The 19,991-nt window shown below is 32.1% G+C and carries 13 protein-coding genes; 11 read left to right on the top strand and 2 right to left on the bottom strand.

Features of this window, described 5'->3' with window-relative positions; all coding sequences use genetic code 11:
* The 11 genes from LG649_RS14825 to LG649_RS14775 all read left to right on the top strand — a co-directional run.
* Positions 1-203: hypothetical protein (locus LG649_RS14825; protein WP_317197667.1), on the top strand; the 203-nt coding region annotated here is incomplete at its 5' end.
* 825 nt (positions 204-1,028) lie between these two features.
* A complete protein-coding gene (locus LG649_RS14820) occupies positions 1,029-1,700 on the top strand; it encodes an RNA polymerase sigma factor (protein WP_226544599.1) in 672 nt (223 codons plus the stop codon).
* Positions 1,701-1,808: 108 nt separating this feature from the next.
* Positions 1,809-2,879 (top strand): FecR family protein, encoded by a 1,071-nt coding sequence (locus LG649_RS14815; RefSeq protein WP_226544598.1) that lies wholly within the window; start codon positions 1,809-1,811, stop codon positions 2,877-2,879.
* Between the two features lie 117 nt (positions 2,880-2,996).
* The gene (locus LG649_RS14810) at positions 2,997-6,338 is read left to right on the top strand and encodes a TonB-dependent receptor (protein WP_226544597.1); all 3,342 of its coding nucleotides are present in this window, start codon (positions 2,997-2,999) and stop codon (positions 6,336-6,338) included.
* A gap of 16 nt (positions 6,339-6,354) precedes the next feature.
* A complete protein-coding gene (locus LG649_RS14805; RefSeq protein ID WP_226544596.1) occupies positions 6,355-7,758 on the top strand; it encodes a RagB/SusD family nutrient uptake outer membrane protein in 1,404 nt (467 codons plus the stop codon).
* A 136-nt stretch (positions 7,759-7,894) separates the two neighbouring features.
* A complete protein-coding gene (locus LG649_RS14800; RefSeq protein WP_226544595.1) occupies positions 7,895-9,037 on the top strand; it encodes a dipeptidase in 1,143 nt (380 codons plus the stop codon).
* Between the two features lie 29 nt (positions 9,038-9,066).
* A complete protein-coding gene (locus LG649_RS14795; protein WP_226544594.1) occupies positions 9,067-11,070 on the top strand; it encodes an amidohydrolase family protein in 2,004 nt (667 codons plus the stop codon).
* Positions 11,071-11,087: 17 nt separating this feature from the next.
* On the top strand, positions 11,088-12,209 hold the full coding sequence (locus LG649_RS14790; RefSeq protein ID WP_226544593.1) for an FG-GAP repeat domain-containing protein: 1,122 nt from the start codon (positions 11,088-11,090) through the stop codon (positions 12,207-12,209).
* 29 nt (positions 12,210-12,238) lie between these two features.
* The gene (locus tag LG649_RS14785; RefSeq protein WP_226544592.1) at positions 12,239-14,296 is read left to right on the top strand and encodes an amidohydrolase family protein; all 2,058 of its coding nucleotides are present in this window, start codon (positions 12,239-12,241) and stop codon (positions 14,294-14,296) included.
* A gap of 152 nt (positions 14,297-14,448) precedes the next feature.
* A complete protein-coding gene (locus LG649_RS14780; protein ID WP_262904511.1) occupies positions 14,449-15,888 on the top strand; it encodes an SLC13 family permease in 1,440 nt (479 codons plus the stop codon).
* Between the two features lie 141 nt (positions 15,889-16,029).
* Positions 16,030-17,604, top strand: a complete 1,575-nt coding sequence (locus LG649_RS14775; RefSeq protein ID WP_226544591.1) for a solute:sodium symporter family transporter — start codon at positions 16,030-16,032, stop codon at positions 17,602-17,604.
* Positions 17,605-17,665: 61 nt separating this feature from the next.
* Here the strand turns inward: LG649_RS14775 and LG649_RS14770 are convergent, their stop codons facing one another.
* Complete coding sequence (locus LG649_RS14770; RefSeq protein WP_226544590.1) at positions 17,666-18,844, bottom strand: THUMP-like domain-containing protein; 1,179 nt, start codon at positions 18,842-18,844, stop codon at positions 17,666-17,668.
* Positions 18,845-18,853: 9 nt separating this feature from the next.
* On the bottom strand, positions 18,854-19,942 hold the full coding sequence (locus LG649_RS14765) for an AI-2E family transporter (protein WP_226544589.1): 1,089 nt from the start codon (positions 19,940-19,942) through the stop codon (positions 18,854-18,856).
* Between the last annotated feature and the right edge of the window lie 49 nt (positions 19,943-19,991).

Here is a 19,991-nt window from a genome sequence, read left to right as displayed (position 1 = left end):
CACCCTTGAAGTTAGAACGCGCCTGCATATACCCCAAAGATATCCAACGAATAACCGGTCGAACAGAACGCTACGGCCGTAAGTTATTATCTAAAATTAAGCAGCACTTTAATAAGGAGCCACATCAATTTATTACCATCAAAGAGTTCTCAGAATACACCGGTATAGACCAAGACACCATTCAAGAATACGTCACAAGCTAATGGACTTTACAAGATTAAGGTATAACAAAGTCATTTTATTATTACCAGGTCTCATACTTAAATTTAAAATAAGAAATTAGGGTTTAAACTTATTTTATAAACAGAGCCATTTAGTAGTAAGTATTAGTTGCCTTTTTTAATACAATTTATATTGTTTTATACCCTTTTGATTTGTAAATTTACTCAGTATTGGATGAAAGCCAATAAGCTTAATTTTAACAAAAATAGCTTGTCAGTTATTCGGTTAGTTCACTTTTAAGCAAGCTGGAATAGCACGTTATACATACGAATTACGGACAGAACTTAAATCCTGTCGCGATCACAAAAAGTCTTAACATATATGTTAAGACTTTTTTGTTTTAAAAAATGTCCATAAATATTATTTAGGTTCACATAATTAACAGCTTAGTTCTAGTTATATACTAATAGCCTTGGCGTGTATTATTAAAATCCATTTTTTCAACCTACTTTTCCACTCATAATAATACTTGTTACATTTTTTTGTTCCGATTTAGTTGAAATGTTTTTGTTTTCATCCAAAATAACGACCTTTTTGTATTGAACATTCAAATTTTAAATAAAGTAAGTACTATCCATTAATAGTGTTTTGTAAGATTAATTACATGGTTGAGTTTAGTTATTATTGAGTATAATTGATTTTTTGCTATCAAAAAAAAGGTTGTTGTATTAAAAAGGAGCTAATTATTTATAATAACGCAAAATTTCTTATCAATCTAATAAATTTGTCTATAGAGCCTTTATTTTTTGCTTATATTATTGAAAGCCGGTAATACTGCTTTTAAACTAACTCAAAACTTAAAGTTTATGCAAGAATATGGAGAACTAGCGTTGGCTTTAGCTTTGGAAAATAATTTACATGTAAATGAAGATGTTTTTTCCAATACTAAAGAGACGAGTTTAAATAACTTGAAAACTTCGAATAATGAAGATTTAAAAATATGGAAAAGACTTATTAAAGGTGATAAGTTGGCTTTAGGTGAACTTTACGATTTGTATATTGATGTTTTGTTTAATTACGGCATGTATCATTCTAAAGACCGAGGTTATGTTATGGATTGTATTCATGACTTGTTCCTGGATTTACACAAATACAGAAAAAACCTGTCTGTTACCAGTAATGTTAAATACTATTTACTACAGTCTTTAAAACGAAAAATAAATAAAAAATATAAAGTAAAAGATAAACCTTTTGAGAATAGTGAATTTCAATCTAAATTAGATACTACTCCAAAAAATCATACCGATTCTTGCGAAAGACAAATAATTAACAAAGAGCAAGTAGCTCACAGGAATAGCTCTTTGTCTAAGGCAATAAAAACCTTAACAGATAAACAACGAAGAGTATTGTATTTAAGGTTTAACGAAGATAGATCTTATGAAGAAATTTCAGAAATCATGGGTATTTCTGTTGAAACAGCTCGAACTTCAATATATAGAGCTATAAAAGCATTACGCAAACTTAATTTTTATTATTAGCAAAATATTGTAGTCTTTTTGTCTATAAAAAGCCCCTAGTTTACTTTAAATAAATGTTACCAACTAATTTAACTAACAGCAGAGTAGTTAATGTTATTAAGTTAAAAAATGAAAGAAAAAGAATCATCCAAAATAAAAATATTACCAATAACAGAGCTTGAAAAAGTTGTGCTTAAAAATAAAATTATTGCCTCTGTAAACGAGCTTCCAAAGCAAAAAAGAAGAAACAGAGTAGCTTATAGCATTATAATGTGTTCAGCTATATTATTGGTTACTTGTTTTTTTATGTATAAGACAACTCCAGAAGCATCTCTATCTAAATTTGTAAATGAATCCAATAATATAAATGTAAATAATTCTGGAGAAGTAGTTTTAGTATTGTCAGAGGGACAAAGTGTTAATATTACAGACGACTCAAAAGGTATAAATTATTCAAAATCTGGCGAAACGGTAGTTTTAGGAGAGACTGAACATTTACAACAAAACACTCAAAAAAATAATAAAGTTCTATACAATACACTTTTAGTGCCATACGGCAGACGTGGAAAAATTAAACTTTCAGATGGCAGTTTGGTATGGTTAAATTCAGGTTCTAAAATAGTATATCCAGCAGCATTTAATGGGAAACGTCGTGAGGTTTATTTAGAAGGAGAAGCTATTTTTGATGTAGCACACAATAAAAGCAAACCTTTTATAGTACTTTCCGAAAATCAGGAAGTAGAGGTGCTTGGTACTGTATTTTGTGTAACTAGTTATACAGACGAAAAAATTACAAACACAGTATTAAAAAGTGGTAGTGTAAAAATTAGTTATAAAGAAAATCTGGGTTCTACAGAATTTACAGAAAAAATGAAAATTACACCGGGAACAAAAGCTAGTTTTAATAAAGGTACTAAAAGCATAATGTCTGAAAAAGTAAACGTAGATAATTATTTTTCTTGGCGTGATGGAATATTAATATTTAAAAACAATAGTTTAAAATATATAACCAAACGAGTATCTAGATATTATAATATTGATGTAGATATTTTAGATAATGACTTAGCTAACGAAACATTTTCAGGATACTTAGATTTAAATGAAAATATAGAAAGCGTGTTACAGAATATTGCAGCTAGTACAGATATGACATACTCTTTAACAAATAATAAAATAATTATAAATCAAAAAAAACAATAAATGAAGAAAACTAAATTCTAAAATTAAAAAAGCTAGAAAATGCGGCAACATTTTCCAGCTATTTAAAATTCAACATTGCTACTTGCGTAGCAACATTAATTAACTCAACTCAAAAGTATGAAAAAAAAATCAAGTTTAGATATTCTAGCTCTCATGAGAATATTTTTATTATTCCTTAGTATCGGACTTACATCGGTTTATGCGAACACGATTTCAAGCCAATCGAAAATTGATATTGACGTAAAAAGTATATCAATAGAACAGCTATTTACCAAAATTCAAAATAGTAGTGATTATATCTTTTTTTATAAAGATGATGTTGTAAAGACATCAAAAAAAATATCTTTAAAATTTATAAATGCTCCGGTAACTAGTGTTTTAGATCAAGCTTTTATAAATACAGGACTTGTTTATAATATTGATGGTAAACAAGTTGTAGTTAAAAAAAATAAAGTTAAGGAGTCAGATGAATCCAAAGTAACTAATGTTATACAAGAAATTACAATAACTGGTACTGTTACAGACGAGTATGGTATGCCACTACCAGGCGTAAATATTATTGTAAAGGGCACAAAAACAGGTGCACAATCTGATTTTGATGGAAAATATAATATTTCAGTCCCAAATCAAGAAAGCGTTTTAGAGTTTAGTTACGTTGGTATGGCAACAGAGACTGTAGTTGTTGGCGCAAAAAAAGAAATTAATATTACCATGAAAGAAAGTGCTGCAGCACTAAACGAGGTAGTAATTGTTGGTTATGGTACACAAACAAAAGAATCAATAACAGGTGCTGTTTCAGTTGTAAAGTCAGAGCAATTAGAGCAAGCACCTACATCTTCTTTCGAACAATCACTACGTGGTAACGTAGCAGGTTTACAGGCATCTTCATCAGATGGAGCTCCAGGTGCGAACACTCAAATTAGAATTAGAGGTATTGGTTCTATAAATGCATCAAGTTCGCCACTCTATGTTATAGATGGTATTCCAATTTCAGCAGGAAGTCAAGCTTTAAACGATAACGACGGAGCAAGTTCTAACGTTATTAGTTCTTTAAACCCAAATGATATAGAGAGTATAAGTGTTTTAAAAGATGCCGCCTCTACAGCTATTTATGGTTCGCGTGGGGCAAACGGTGTAATTTTAATTACGACTAAACAAGGAAAGTCTGGTAAAGCTGTTGTAGAGTTAAAAACGCTTACAGGATTTAACTCTCAAGCTTCCAAGGATATTTTAAAACCTTTAAATGCAGCACAATATACAGAGTTGTTTATTGAGGGCTATGTAAACCAAGGAGACACAGAAGAAGAGGCACAAGCAAGATTAGATGCAAGGTTTATACAACAAACAGATCCTTTAACTGGAGAGCCTACAGATACGAATTGGTTAGATGCAATTACACGTACAGGTGTAACTCAAAGCTACGATTTAAGTGCAAGAGGAGGAACGGATAAAGTAAAGTATTTCATGTCTGCAGGCTATATGGATCAGGAAGGTTACATAATTGGCTACGGTTTTAAAAGATACAGCACACGTGCAAACATCGATTATAAGGTAAACGATTATGTGTCAATTTCAAATAATTTAACAGTATCAGATATAAAATCTAGCACAGCGCCGGATGGTGGTTCTTGGAACAACCCTTTTAAAAATACATTAGAATTATCTCCGCTAATTCCTATTTATGATGAAAACGGGCAATATAATGCGTTACATGCCTCAGCAAACTATTTTCCTATTGGTAGTAACCCTGTAGGGAGTTTAAGTGGAGATGATTTATGGGAAACAAAAACCTTACGTGTAATTGATAATTTTGCTGTAACGGTAACACCTATAAAAAACTTGTTGATTCGTTCTCAATGGAATTTTGATGTTGTTAGTATTGGTGAATCCCAGTATTATAATCGTCGTTACGGTACAGGTTATACCACTAATGGTTATGCATACGAAGGCTCTGTATTAAACAAAACTTGGGTAGGTACACAAACTGTAGATTATTCATTTGATATAAACGATAGCCATAGCTTCAATGTTTTAGCCGGTTACGAAGCACAACAAACTTACAGAGAAACACACTGGGGGTCTGGTACAGATTTTCCTAATGACATTGTTAGAAACTTAGGTAGTGCGGCTGCAGAATATGCTGTTGGTGGTTCAGACTCAGAGTACACATTTAATTCTATGTTTACTAGAGCTAATTATAATTACGATCGTAAATATTACTTATCGGGTAGTTTGCGTCGCGATGGATCTTCTAGATTTGGATCGGATAATCGTCACGGAATATTTTATTCTGTTGGAGCAAGTTGGAATGTTTCTAGAGAGAATTTCTTAGAAGATATGTCTTTTTTAAATTTGTTAAAAATAAGAAGTTCCTTTGGTGTTACGGGTAACGCTGGTATTGGTAATTTCGCGTCGCAAGGTTTATATGGTTATGGGCAAGATTACGATGGTTCACCAGGAGGTAGTCCTTCACAATTAGGTAATCCAGAGTTAACATGGGAAACACAAGAAAACTTTAACGTTGGGGTAGATTTTGGATTATTCAATAAAATTAACGGTACAGTCGAATATTTTAATCGTGAATCATCAGATTTAATTTTAGATGTGCCTATTTCTCCAACAACTGGTTTTACAGAATTAACTCAAAATTTCGGTTCTATGAAAAATTCAGGACTTGAAATTACTTTAAATGCCGATATTATCACAAAAAAAGATTTCAAATGGAGTTTAGGTTTTAACACTACTTTCCTTAAAAATGAAATTACAGAATTGGTTGAAGATTATACCGATGGCGCATACAGACGCCAAGTAGGTCAAGATTTTCAATCTTACTACATGTATGGTTGGGCAGGTGTAGATCAAACCAATGGTTTACCACAATATTATACAGATGCAACCGAAACCACAATTACCAACGATATTGGAGAGGCCGAACGTTATTTAATTGGTAAAAGTGGAACACCAGAATTTTACGGTGGTTTTAACACATCTTTATCTTATAAAGGATTTACCTTAGATGCTAATTTTATGTACTCTTACGGTAACGATTTATTTGATAGTAGAGCGCGTGGATCTTTAGGTGATGGACGATTAACTCCAAGAAGTACGGCTACCTATTTATATGAAAATAGATGGGTTGAAGGTAAAACAGATGCATTATTTCCACAATTTGTTTGGGGAGGGCAATCTGGTAGTAACCAAGCAAATGTTTCCCGTTGGGTTTACGATGGTAGTTTTATCCGTTTAAAAGATTTAACATTAGCTTACAACTTCCCAGAAAAAATAACGTCTTTAGTACATCTTAGTTCTATTAGAATGTACGCTAGAGGTACAAACATTTTAACATGGACCAAGCATAAAGGGCTTTATATAGACCCTGAGCAAGCAATTGATGGTTCGTATTACGGATTAACCCCGGCTATGAAAACTGTTTCATTAGGAATAGATGTTAAACTGTAAATTAAAAAAAAGACTTATGAAAAAATATAATAAAATATTACTGTTAATCATGGTAGGTGTTATGCTATCATGTTCAGAATCGTTTTTAGATGTTTCTCCTCAAAACGCAGTTTCCGATTCTGAGGCTATTACAAATGTAGAGGATGTTGAGACTTCTGTTACAGGAGTTTACGACGAAATTTCTGGAGCATATTACTATGGGCGTTATATGTTTTTAATTCCAGATGTAATGGCAGATGATGTTAAACAAAATGAGCAAGCTAACCGTATTGTAGATTACGCAGAACATATTCAAAGTGTTTCAGATGCACAAGCAAATGCGTTATGGACAGGTATGTATTATGCAAATAATGCGTTAAATAATATTATTAATGCAGACATATCAGTACCAGATGCTTCTCAAGACACATACAATCATTTAATAGGTGAGGCTTATGCTTTAAGAGGTTTAGTTTATTTTGATTTAGTAAAGTTTTTTGCGCAACACTATACATATACCGATGATGCTAGCCATTTAGGTGTGCCTTTAATTTTAACTTTCGATCCTACTTTGGAACCAGAAAGGAACACAGTTGCCGAAGTATACGAACAAATAATTTCAGATATGACTACGGCAATTAGCTTAATGAGCGATACATCCAGAAGTGGTAACTCTAACACGTTATCATCAACAGCTGTAAAAGCATTATTATCTAGAGTGTATTTATACATGGAAGATTGGGAAAATGCAGAAGCCATGGCAACAGATGTAATAAACGCAGGATATAATTTAGTAACTAACGAAAATTATTTAACGCTTTGGACCCAAGATAATAGCACGGAGTCCATTTTCGAAATTTCAATGACTGAAACCGATAACCAGGGTGGAAACAGTATTGCTTGGATGTATATAGAAGATGGATATGGCGATTATTTACCATCAAACGATGTGGTTTCTTTATATGATGCAGACGATGCCAGAATGCAAGTTTTTAAAGAGGATGCTTTTTTACAGGGTGATTATGCACCTTATAGAGTAGATAAATATCCAGATGTTTTAGGTTACGACAATACTAAAGTAGTGCGTCTTGCCGAAATGTATTTAAATAGAGCAGAAGCAAGAGCACAAATTGGTACAAATATTACTGGAGCACAAGACGATTTAAATACAGTGCGCCAAAGAGGTTTACCTACAGCACCAGATGTTACAGCAACTGGCACAGATTTAATTGACGAAATTTTATTCGAAAGAAGACTAGAATTAGCTTTTGAAGGTCAAAGACTTTGGGATTTAATGCGTTACAAACAAGATATAGTTAGAACGCAATGTACTGCAAGTATTTGTTATATCCCTTATGGCGATAATACCAATATTTTACCAATTCCACAAGATGAAACCGATGTAAACCCTAACATCACTCAAAACCCAGGTTGGAATTAATATAAATTAAAAATAACACACATTAATAGTGTATTTGCTATTAATGTGTGTTTAATAAACTAAGCTTATTTTATAAATAGGCTAAGGTTTCTGCACCATTATTGCAAAAAAAGAACTCTTATAACACCACATTATTTTGGAGAAAAATAGACGAAATTTAGTTAAAATTCTATCTGCCGGAACCCTTTTTCCTGGTCTTGCAGCTAATGCGCTCACTTCTATTTTAGAAACTGTAGATGTAAACTCAAAAGCACCAATAGTTTCAGAATTAACTAAAAATAAAATAGAAAAGCTTTATAAAAATGCAATAGTTAACGATGGTTTAATCATCGCTAGAAATTGGAGCGAAGATTCATTTAAAGCTTTAGCCGAATCTGGTTATACTGGTTTTAACGCTTCAGTCTCTTCTGGAGACTTAACAAAGTGCATCGAGAACCTAAACAATTGGAAAAACAGAATAAAAGAAAATTCTGACAAACTTTTATTAGGCACAAGTGCCGAAGTTTATATTCAAGCAAAAAAAGAAGGGAAAACAGCGGTTATGCTTGGTTTTCAAAATGCTTCAATGATTGGAAAATCTTTAAAAAACCTAGATAAACTTTATGATGCAGGTTTACGTTGGATGCAATTAACCTATAATTCAAGAAACTTAATTGGCGATGGTAGTACAGAAAGAACTAACTGCGGATTATCAGATTTTGGAATTCAGGTTGTAAACCACATGAACGAGCGTGGTATTATTATAGATTTATCGCATTGTGGAGAGCAAACCACTTACGAAGGTATTGAGTTTAGTAGCGCGCCAGTTTCAATAAACCATTCTATGTGCGAAGCGTTGCATAAAAATCACCCAAGAGCTAAAACCGATGGGCAAATTAAAGCAATGGCAGATAAAGGAGGAATGATGGGAATTATTTCTTTAGGATACATGATCGGGCCTAAATTAGGCGTAGAAACGACTCTAGAAACTTATGTAGACCATATAGAACATGCCATAAACGTTGGAGGTATAGACCATGTAGGCGTATCTTCAGATTTTGCCATTCAAGGTTTACAAGCAACAGGTTCTACCTACGAAAACTGGTTTGTGCCACGATTAACCCGATTTAAACCATCGTACAAAGTACAATGGCCACCATGGATTCCAGAACTTGATAAACCAGATAGATTTTTACAAGTAGCCAAAGTTTTAGATAAGCGTGGTTACAGCACTGGTGATATTGAAAAAATATTAGGATTAAATTGGTTACGTTTCTACAAAGAAACTTTAAAACCTTAAGTAAAAACAAATAATTTTTTTCATTTTATATGAAGCATATTTTATCATTAGCTTTAGTATTTACATGTTTGTTTACGAGTTGTAAGAAGCGTACCGATTCCAAAAATCAAACAGACACAAAATTATCATACGAAGTTGTTTTTAGAGAAAAAGCAGCTGGCGTTTTCGAAAAATGGAGTACAGGCGAAGGTAGTTTTGAATATTTTTACGAATACACAGATAGAGGTCGGGGGCCAAAGTTTTCTGAAAAAATAACTCTTAAAAATGGTGTAATAGCTTCTCAAACTATTTCTGGAGTGAATTATAGAAAAGTTAATATTGAAGAAAAATTTTCATCAAATCCTAGCACAGTTTCTTGGTCCAACGCAAAAGGAGATGGTGAAGCCAGTTACAATGCTTCTTCATTATATTTTCGTTTTGATGGCACACCAGCTATTTACGAAATATTAGCCCAAAACCTTATAGAATCTAAAAACCATAAAGTAAAACTTTATCCAGAAGGTGAAGCTTCTCTTTTAAAAAAGTATAATTTAACTTTAAAAAACGGAGCGTCTGTGCAATTAATTTCGGTTAAAGGTTTAGATATGAATCCAAAATATATTTGGCTTCAATCTAACGAAATGATTGGGAAAATAGATGGAAACCTGCATGTTATTAGAAGCGATTTCAAATCGGAACGTTTAAACATGAAAAAGCTTCAGGATAGTATAGAAATCGATTATTTAAAACAGGAAGCTACTCGGTTAACACATAAAATTAATCAAACCTTAGTTATTCAAAATGTAAATGTATTTACAGAATCTGGAGGTTTACTATTTAATCAAGATGTTGTTGTTGAAAATAATGTTATCAAAAACATTTATCCTTTTAGTAAAAGCAAAACGTTAAATAAAGAAGCCCAAGTTATTGATGGTTCTTGTAAAACTTTATTACCAGGCATGTACGATATGCATACGCATAACAATAATTCCAGAGGGCTATTACATATTGCTGGCGGAATTACCTCGGTAAGAGATTTAGCAAATAATAAACAACTAAAAAAACTAAGCAAGCAATTTAATACTAACGAAATTATTGGCCCAAGAATAGTAACATTTGCGGGTATTATTGATGGTTCTGGGCCTTATGCAAATCAACGAAATGTTGTAAGTTCTTTAGAAGAAGGCTTAAAAGAAGTACAAGTTTATAAAGATTTAGGCTATCAGCAAATAAAACTATACAGTTCTATAAAGCCAGAATGGGTAAAACCATTGGCCGATAAATCTCATGATTTAGGGATGCGCGTTAGTGGGCATATTCCTGCTTATATGACTGCCAATCAAGCTATAAATCAAGGTTATAATGAGATTCAACATATAAACATGGTGTTTTTAAACTTTTTATCAGACACTATCGATACCAGAACACCATTGCGCCATATTATGCCTGCAGAACATGGGGCTCATTTAGATTTACAATCTAAAGAATATATTGATTTTGTTAATCTTTTAAAAGAAAAAAATATAGTAATCGATCCTACAGTTGCGCTTTTCGAAGACATGTATGTGTCGCGAGTAGGTGAGGTTAGTCCAACATATAAGCCAATAGCTAGTCGTTTACCGGTTATGAATCAACGTGGTTTTTACAGTGGCGGTTTACCAAAATCGGGATATAAAATAGAGCGATATGCTAAAAGCCTTAACAAAATGTTAGATGTAATAAACGATTTTTACAAACAAGGTATACATATTGTTCCGGGAACCGATGGTTTACCAGGATTTTTATATCACAGAGAATTAGAAATGTATGCTAAAGCAGGAATTTCTAATGCCGAGGTATTGCAATTAGCCACCATAAAATCGGCCGAACTAACAGGAACTTCTAAAGATTACGGATCGATTAAAGTGGGTAAAAAAGCCGATTTAATTTTAATAGATGGTAGTCCTTTAGAAGATATTAGTAACATACGTCGTGTAGAATTAACCATTAAAGATGGTAACCTTTTTTACGCGAAAGAACTTTACGAATCTTTAGGAATTAAACATTTTAAATAATTTAAGACATTAAACAAATGAGAATATTAACACTGGTATGCTTATCAATTTTAGTAAGCAACTTACAGGCCCAATCATTAAAATTTTTTAATAGCGGTCGTTTAATTTTAGGAACCTACAAAGAACGCACAGCCTCTATGGGAATAGGCGATATTGATGCCGATGGCGATATGGATATTTTAATCGCAAATGGCAGACATTGGCCTGGACAAAACCGTATTTTTATCAACAATGGCCGAGGTGTTTTTACAGTGTCTCGAATTTTAGGAGACGAACAGGAAACCAGTTATTCTACAGAATTAGCCGATTTTGATAACGATGGAGATTTAGATATTGCTGTTGGTAACGATATGGCACCAAATTACATTTTTATAAATGATGGCACAGGGCATTACACAAAAGGAGCAAGCTTTGGTGAAACTTATGCGCCAACCAGAAATATTGTAGTTGCAGATATTGATAGCGATGGCGATTTAGATATTTTAATAACCAACAGAGGTAAAGAAAACGAAATTTGCTTAAACGATGGCACAGGCAAATTTGCTAAAAGCATAGGTTTTGGATCTAAAAAAGATTCTACAATTGATGTTGAAGTAGCCGATATGAATAACGACGGACATTTAGATTTGGTTCTTGCCAACCGCGACGACCAACCAAACTATGTGTATTTAAATGATGGAGAATTAAATTTCAGCAAAAAAATACCTTACGGAACAGGAAACGATATTACCCGATCTGTTGCAATTGTCGATTTAGATAAAGACGGTTATCTGGATATAATTACAGCAAACATTGGCGAGCCAAACGTTATTTATTTTGGTAGTAAAAAAGGAAATTATAAGCGTAGCGTTGTTTTCGATGATAGTAACGATAAATCATATTCATTATCTATAGGCGATTTAGATTTAGATGGAAATATCGATATTATAATAGGTAATGTTGCTGCACCTAATAATGTGTTTGTAAATACTAATAATGCCCAAACTTGGAGTAAGGTTCAGTTAAATAATGAAGCCTTTAGTACTTACGATATCTTAACTTCCGATTTAAATAACGATGGTAAACTAGATATTATTGAAAGTAATTCCGATGAGTTAAATCAATATTACTTCAACAGATTTACACCAAAATTTCCTTAAAGAGACATCAAAATATTCAATTAAAAAATATGATAATTAAGTATTCAAAAAAAATAAAGCAATTAAGTAAACTTTCGGTTTTATTAATGTTAGCCGGTTGTGCTTCAAAAACAAGTACAAAATGGGAAAATTATACAGACGAAGGTACTTTTCTTGTTTATAGAAGGCAATCCTTAATTGGAGAAGAAAGTTACACGCTTTCAGCAAACAAAGATACTATTACGCTTAGCTCTTTACAAGGTGAAAACGAAAGAGGTCGTATTTCAGGTGTGCAAACCAATTTGCTTTTAACCACTAATTTAACACCTATATCTTACGAGAATAAACGCATTCGCGGAGAAGATACTATCAGTAATTTAACGGTTGATGTTAAAGCTGATAAAATTATAGTGAAAGAAAAATTTTTCGATACTGTAGAGCATGAAAAGTTAGATGATTTTTTCCCGTTACACAGTAATATTTCGGCAGGAGCAGAAATGATGCTGTATTATTACTGTCTTGAAAAAAACTTAAAAACCGTACCAACTTTACCAAGAAACGAGGTTACAATAACATTTAAAAAGAAGGATACCGCTGTTATAAAAGGCGAAAAAATTCCTTTAAATCGTTATGTAGTTACAGGTATAAATTGGGGAGGACGTACTATTTGGACAGACGAGTCAAATAAACTAATAGCCATAGTAAAGGCCAATACTCAAATTAGAGAATTAATTAGAAAGGGCTACGAAGATGCCAAGCAATTATTTATTGATGGTAATGTAGAAGAAGAAATTGCGCAATTAAAGCAATACACAAAAGAAGTAAATGGCGATTTATCGGCAGTAAAAGCTTTAGTAGGTGCCGATTTAGTTGATGCTGTTACCGATGTTACTCAAAAAAACATGACCGTTATTATTGAAAACGGCAAGATAAAAACCATAGGCAAAAAGGATGAAGTAGAAATTCCTGAGAATGCCAAAGTAATAGATGTTTCTGGTAAAACACTTATTCCTGGTTTATTCGATATGCATGCACACTCCAACCAAGTGCAATGGGGGCCAGCGTATTTAGCAGGTGGCGTTACAACCATTAGAGATAACGGTAATGAGTTAGAATTTGCAACCGCATTTAGAGATGAAATAGCTGTTAACGGCGCTGCTGGTCCAGAAATTTTATTGGCAGGAATGACAGATGGTCCTGGAGTTAAAGGAAATGGTATTATAAGAGCCAGATCTGTGGAAGAGGCTAAAGAGGTTGTAGAGCTTTATCATTCAAATGGTTATAAACAAATAAAAATATACACTTCTGTAGCTCCAGAAATTGTTGAGGTATTAGCAACCGAAGCTCATAAAAGAGGTATGACGGTAACTGGCCATGTTCCAATACAAGCACGACATGCTAAAAAAGCAGTAGAGTTGGGTATGGACATGCTTAGTCATCGCTCAAGAATATTAACGGTTTTATATTCCGATAAGGTTACTAAAAATTTAAAACGTGCCGTATATCCAACATTAAGTTTAAATAGCATTACAGACGAGCGTATTAATGATGCTATTGATTTTTATTTAGAGAATAAAACCGTTCTAGATCCTACGATAGCTTTAGATGTGGTTAGAAGCCTTGAAACAGGAAATCCATTAGAAACCATTGAGCCAGATGCGTACAGAATTGCGCCAGAATTATGGGAAGGAAAACGTTTTAGAGCAGGAGTGTCTGCTAAGAAATCTGAAGAAGGCAGAGAAACCTACATGAAATCTATGGAAATTTTAGGAAAGTTCTACAAAGCAGGAATTCCTATTGTAGCAGGAACAGATAATGTTGTACCTGTATTCAGTTTATATTTAGAAATAGAAACTTACCAGAAGTATGGCGATATGTCTCCTTTTGAAGCTATAAAAACAGCAACAATAAATCCAGCAACTGCTATGGGACTTGGAGAACAAACCGGTAGTTTAGAAGTTGGAAAAGATGCAGATATAGCCATTTTAGACAAAAATCCTTTAGAGGATATTACAAATATTAGAACAGTTTCTGCGGTTGTTTCCGATGGAAGATATTATAATAGCAATCCATTATGGAAAGCAGCAGATTTTAAACCAAAAGAATAAATAATAAACGAGAAGAAGCGAATTTTAAGCTTAGATTGCACAGTTGTAAATTATATATAAACCATTGAACTTTAGTTTATTTTATATCATGAGTTAGTCACCGTGTAAAAGTTTATATATAAAATTAATTTTTTCTTAAGAACAAAAAAATAATGATTTCAAAACGTCTTATCGGGCAAATTTTAGGTCCAGTATCTTTTTTTTCAATTCTTCTCTTTTTTCATCCTGAGGGTTTAAACCAACAAGCAAATGCAGTTTTAGCATCTGTGGCTTGGGTTGCTGTTTGGTGGATTACTGAAGCGGTTTCTATTTCTGTAACAGCACTATTACCTATTGTGCTTTTTCCTTTATCGGGTGGATTAACTTTAGCCCAAACTACAGCAACTTATGGGCATAAATATATTTTTCTTTATGTAGGTGGTTTTATTTTAGCTATAGCTATCGAAAAATGGAACTTACATAAACGTATTGCACTTTCCATTATTAAAATAGTGGGTACAAACGTGGTAAATATAATTTTAGGATTCATGATAGCCACAGCATTTTTGTCTATGTGGATTTCTAATACAGCAGCTTCCGTAATGATTTTACCAATGGGTATGGCCATTGTTAGTCAGTTAAAAGATAATCCTAATACCATACAAAACGAAAACGAAATTTTTGGTAAAGCACTTATGCTTGCTATTGCTTATAGTGCTTCTATTGGTGGTATTGGTACTTTAGTAGGTTCGCCTACTAATTTAGTTTTGGCAGGAGTTGTACAAACAACATTTAATGAAGAAATTTCATTTTCTCAATGGTTTATATTTGGTTTTCCAATTGCAGTAATTTTAATTTTCTTGTGCTGGAAATATTTAACATCTATAGCTTTTAAATTTAAACAAAAAGAATTTCCTGGCGGAAGTGAAGAAATAAACAAACAATTAAAAGCTTTAGGTAAATTAACCTATGAAGAAAAAATGGTGTTAATCGTATTTTCTTGCACTGCTTTTGCTTGGATAACACGTTCATTTTTACTTCAAAAACTTATTCCTGCAATCGATGATACTATAATAAGTGTATCGTTCGCAATTATTCTGTTTTTAATACCTTCAAGTAAAAAAGATGAAAAAATAATGCATTGGGAAGATGCTGTAAAATTACCTTGGGGTATTGTGTTGCTTTTTGGTGGAGGATTATCTTTAGCTTTAGGTTTCGAAGAAAGTGGTCTTGCCATTTGGCTTGGAGAAAAGCTAATCGCTTTACAAGCATTTCCATTTGTTATTTTGGTAGTTATAGTTATTGCTATGGTTAATTTTTTAACCGAAATCACTTCAAATATTGCTACAACTGCCATGTTGTTACCAGTTCTTATTTCTTTGGCTTCAACTTTAGGGGTACATCCATATTATTTAATAATTGGTGCTACAATTTCTGCTTCATGTGCATTTATGTTACCAGTTGCTACTCCTCCAAACGCAGTTGTATTTGGTTCAGGGTATTTAAATATAGGCGATATGGTTAAAAAAGGAGTTTGGTTAAATGTTGTTTCGATAATTATATTGAGCGTTTTTGTGTATTTTTTACTTCCATTAGTTTGGGATTTAAACTAATGTTTTAAAGAAAAAATCTTCTAAATAGGATGTCATTTAGTTAAAGTTGTCGAATATTTTTAATGAAATTCAAATTTATTTCCTGTAAAAGAAAATAAATAGTATTATTGAAAATTATAAAAACCAACACTAAACTAAATTATGGGAATAATCTCTTTTGTAGGCTTCACTCTACTTGTGGCCGTTATATCTTATTATGCAACTCGGAAAACAGACGAATCATCATCCGATGGCTATTTTCTTGGAGGACGAAGTTTAACCGGAGTTGTAATTGCAGGTTCATTATTACTTACAAATTTATCTACCGAACAAATTGTAGGATTAAATGGTGATGCATATACCGATGGTATTTTGGTAATGGCATGGGAAACTCTTGCTGCTATAGCAATGGTTATTACTGCTATATTTTTACTGCCAAGATATTTAAAAGGCGGTATATCAACTATTCCAACATTTTTAGAACGACGATTCGATAAAACCACCAAAGCGATAACGTCAGGATTATTTTTAACAGGTTATGCCGTTGTATTGTTACCAATGGTTCTATTTACGGGCTCTAAAGCCATAAGTGGCATGTTTAATATTCCAGAATTGCTAGGTGTTAGTAGTTGGGCTGCAGTTTGGATTTGCGTTTGGGGAATAGGTATTATAGGCTCTATTTATGCAATTTTTGGAGGTTTAAAAGCTGTTGTGGTTTCAGATACTATAAACGCTGTAGGCTTATTAATTGGAGGGCTTTTAATTCCTATATTCGGATTAATGGCTATTGGAGACGATGGAACTATTATGTCAGGATTGGCCAAACTAGGAACCGATCATCCAGAAAAGTTAAATGCTATTGGTGGCCCAGATTCAAGTATTCCTTTTGAGACTATTTTTACAGGTATGATGCTTGTTCAATTATTCTATTGGGGTAGTAATCAGCAAATTATTCAACGTGCTTTAGGAGCAAAAAATCTTGCTGAAGGGCAAAAAGGTTTAACCATTGCCGCATTCATTAAAATTTTAGGTCCAATAATAGTGGTACTTCCTGGTATAATAGCTTATCATAAATATGGAGAAGGTTTAGCAACCAGTGATGTTTACCCTAAATTAGTTGCCGATGTTTTACCCGACGTTTGGGTTGGCTTTTTTGCAGCTGTATTGTTTGGAGCGATTTTAAGTTCATTTAATTCTGCTTTAAATAGTTGTGTAACATTATATGGTGTAGATATTTATAAGCAGTTTATAAACAAAGAAGCTAGCGACCGTGTAGTTGTAAAAAAAGGTAAAACTTTTGGGGTTATTTTAGCATTCTTTGCAATGTTTATAGCGCCATTTTTAATTTATGCAGATAGTATTTTTGGTTACTTACAAACGGTTAATGGGGCTTATAGTGTGCCTATTTTGTCGGTAATTGTAATAGGTATGTTAACCAAACGAGTACCTGCTATTGCAGCAAAAATAGGAGTAACTTTTGCATTTACAGTTTATGTTCTATACATAATTTTAGCCAATGGTTTGGGGGTTATTAGTTTACATATGTTACATATGCAAGCCATTACATTTGTGCTTACTATTATAATTATGCTTGTAATTGGTAAATTAAAACCAAGAGAAACACCATACGAACAGTTTTACACAAAACAAGTTGATGTTGTGCCTTGGAAGCCTGTTAAAATAGTAGGCACATTAATATGCTTAGTTGTAATATCAACCTACATTATTTTTAGCTAAAAATTTATTAAAATAAATAGAATAAAAAACAGGATGTTTTTAGCATCTTGTTTTTTTAGTTTTATATTTTTTGTGTGAGTAGCATTAATTTGTTACCTAAAGCATCGGTAGTAAAAAACAAGTAAATATCTCCACCATCTCTTAAATTAAACTTTTTTCTGATTTGGCTTACGCTTTCAGGAAAGTTTCGTGTAGTAATATTAGCTTTTTTTATTCCTAAAGATTTAATACTTTTCTTGTTATATGGAATCACTTTGTCAATTTTAAATGTACGACCAGGAAACTCAATTAAATCTGCGCTAGTATATAAATGCGAATGTTTTTGAAGTTTAGAAATCTTAAGTTTTTTACTAATAATATTAAAACCACCAGATTTTAAAATAGCTGAATTTGGCTCGTATAAATAAGTTTGCGGTGCTTCATATATTGTTTCAATATCTGATTCTTCATTTAAAACAAAATTGAAGTGTTCTTTTTTATTGTTTTTAAGGTTAACTGTTTTTATCTCTACAGAAGCTTCGTGGCCATATTCTAACTCCCAAAGTAATTCTTTTACCTCGTTATTTATAGCGACAATGTGAATGTTTTTTACAAATTTTAATTCGTTTAACCCTACAGATATATCAAGTAGAGGAGAAGTTTTAATCAATATATTTTTTGAATGATTAAAAAGAAGGTTTAAATGTTCTGGAACGTTTGGTAAACAATCTTTTAAAAAAAAGACTTTACCTTTTGTATCGTGTCTGCGAGACGGGTCGATGTAAATCCAGTCAAAATTAGTATCAATATTACTTAAATAATCTACACCATTAACGTTTTTGGTTTGTACATTAGGTATTGATAATTGTTTGTAATTATGATTTACAATTTTAGATAAGTTTTCATTTATTTCACAGTGCGTTACAACATCAAATTTTTTAGAGAAGTAAAAACAATCTACACCAAAACCACCGGTTAAATCAATTATAGATTTTCCAGAAATTAAAGAAGCTTTGTATTTTGCTGAAATTTCTGAAGAAGTTTGTTCAATATTTAATTTATCTGGATAATAAATATTTTTAGTTTCAAACCAAGTTGGTAGCTTTTTTTGGCATCTTTTTTTAGCTTCAATTTGCCCAATTATTGCTTTTGTTGCTACGGTTTCAAAATTATTGCCTTTTAGTAAAAGGGTGTTAATATCTGCGTTTAGATTTTCATCTATATAATTTTGAATTTCAGTATTTAAAATAGATAAATTCAAAAGAAAATATTATAAATTCTTGGTAAGTTTTTTTACAATTTTATTGTCAGTAACAAAAGCTTTTAAAATTACTTTTAGTGCTGTATAGGCAGGTACAGCAACTATTAAACCTACAATACCAAATAATATACCTGTAATTAAAATAACTAAAAATATTTCTAGAGGGTGAGATTTTACACTTTTAGAAAATATAACTGGCTGAGATATAAAATTATCTATAAGTTGGCCAAAGGTAACAACCACTAAAACCCAGAGAGTTTTAGGTAAAATAAATTCACTAAAAGATTCTCCTAAATTACTTGTAGTTGTTAAAATTACCATTAAAATAGCACCAATAACAGGCCCTAAATAAGGGATAAGGTTTATTAGTGCGCATAAAAAAGCAATAAGCACTGCGTTTTCAATGCCAATTATTAATAAGCCAATGGTGTAAATTATAAAGAGTATTGAAATTTGACAAATTAAGCCTACAAAATAGCGAGAAAGTAAATCTTTAATTTTGTTAGATGATCGTTTCCAGCGTTCTTCTTTACCTTCTGGAATAAGCGTTAATACACCGTTATCGAACATTTTGTTGTCTTTTAAAAAGAAAAACGTAATAAATAAAACCGAAAATAGCCCGATACTAAAATTGCCAAAACCGCTAACCACAGAATTTAAGAAATCTGGCAGAATGGAAAAATCTATTTTTGAAGCTATATTCGATTCTTTTAAAGAATTTCGAATATCGCTTTGGTGTAAATCGAAGTGCGTTAAAATTTCGTTATATAAATTTTCAATATTGGTTTGTAACTCTTCTATGTTTAAAAGAGATAAGTTTTCACCTTGTTTAACTAGAAGTGGTATTATTAAAGCCATTATACCAGCAAAAACTCCAAAAAAAACAAGCATAGTAAAAATTACAGCAAGTGTATTTTTAAATTTTAATTTATTTTCTAAAAAAGTAACAATAGGTCGGCCTATTAAAGATATAACTGCTGCAATAGCTATATAAGTTATTACAGATTGAATTTTATATAAGAAGTAAAGCACTAGAGCAATACTAACTATAATGCCAATAGCTCTTAAAATTCCGTTAGAAATGGTTTTAGACGTCAATGTTATATAATAATTTAAGTAAATCTAGCCATTTCGTTTGAGACTAGAA

Origin of the sequence: Neotamlana laminarinivorans (assembly GCF_020523925.1) — a bacterium.
Classification (GTDB): Bacteria; Bacteroidota; Bacteroidia; order Flavobacteriales; family Flavobacteriaceae; genus Neotamlana; species Neotamlana laminarinivorans.
The sequence above is the reverse complement of the archived record's forward strand: the minus strand, read 5'-3'. Positions and strand labels throughout refer to the sequence as shown.

Bases quoted from the DNA above. Each gene is read 5' to 3' on its own strand.
- LG649_RS14775 (WP_226544591.1), top strand. From the start codon at position 16,030: ATGGGAATAATCTCTTTTGTAGGCTTCACTCTACTTGTGGCCGTTATA.
- LG649_RS14805 (WP_226544596.1), top strand. From the start codon at position 6,355: ATGAAAAAATATAATAAAATATTACTGTTAATCATGGTAGGTGTTATG.
- LG649_RS14790 (WP_226544593.1), top strand. From the start codon at position 11,088: ATGAGAATATTAACACTGGTATGCTTATCAATTTTAGTAAGCAACTTA.
- LG649_RS14780 (WP_262904511.1), top strand. From the start codon at position 14,449: ATGATTTCAAAACGTCTTATCGGGCAAATTTTAGGTCCAGTATCTTTT.
- LG649_RS14785 (WP_226544592.1), top strand. From the start codon at position 12,239: ATGATAATTAAGTATTCAAAAAAAATAAAGCAATTAAGTAAACTTTCG.
- LG649_RS14820 (WP_226544599.1), top strand. From the start codon at position 1,029: ATGCAAGAATATGGAGAACTAGCGTTGGCTTTAGCTTTGGAAAATAAT.
- LG649_RS14795 (WP_226544594.1), top strand. From the start codon at position 9,067: ATGAAGCATATTTTATCATTAGCTTTAGTATTTACATGTTTGTTTACG.
- LG649_RS14815 (WP_226544598.1), top strand. From the start codon at position 1,809: ATGAAAGAAAAAGAATCATCCAAAATAAAAATATTACCAATAACAGAG.
- LG649_RS14810 (WP_226544597.1), top strand. From the start codon at position 2,997: ATGAAAAAAAAATCAAGTTTAGATATTCTAGCTCTCATGAGAATATTT.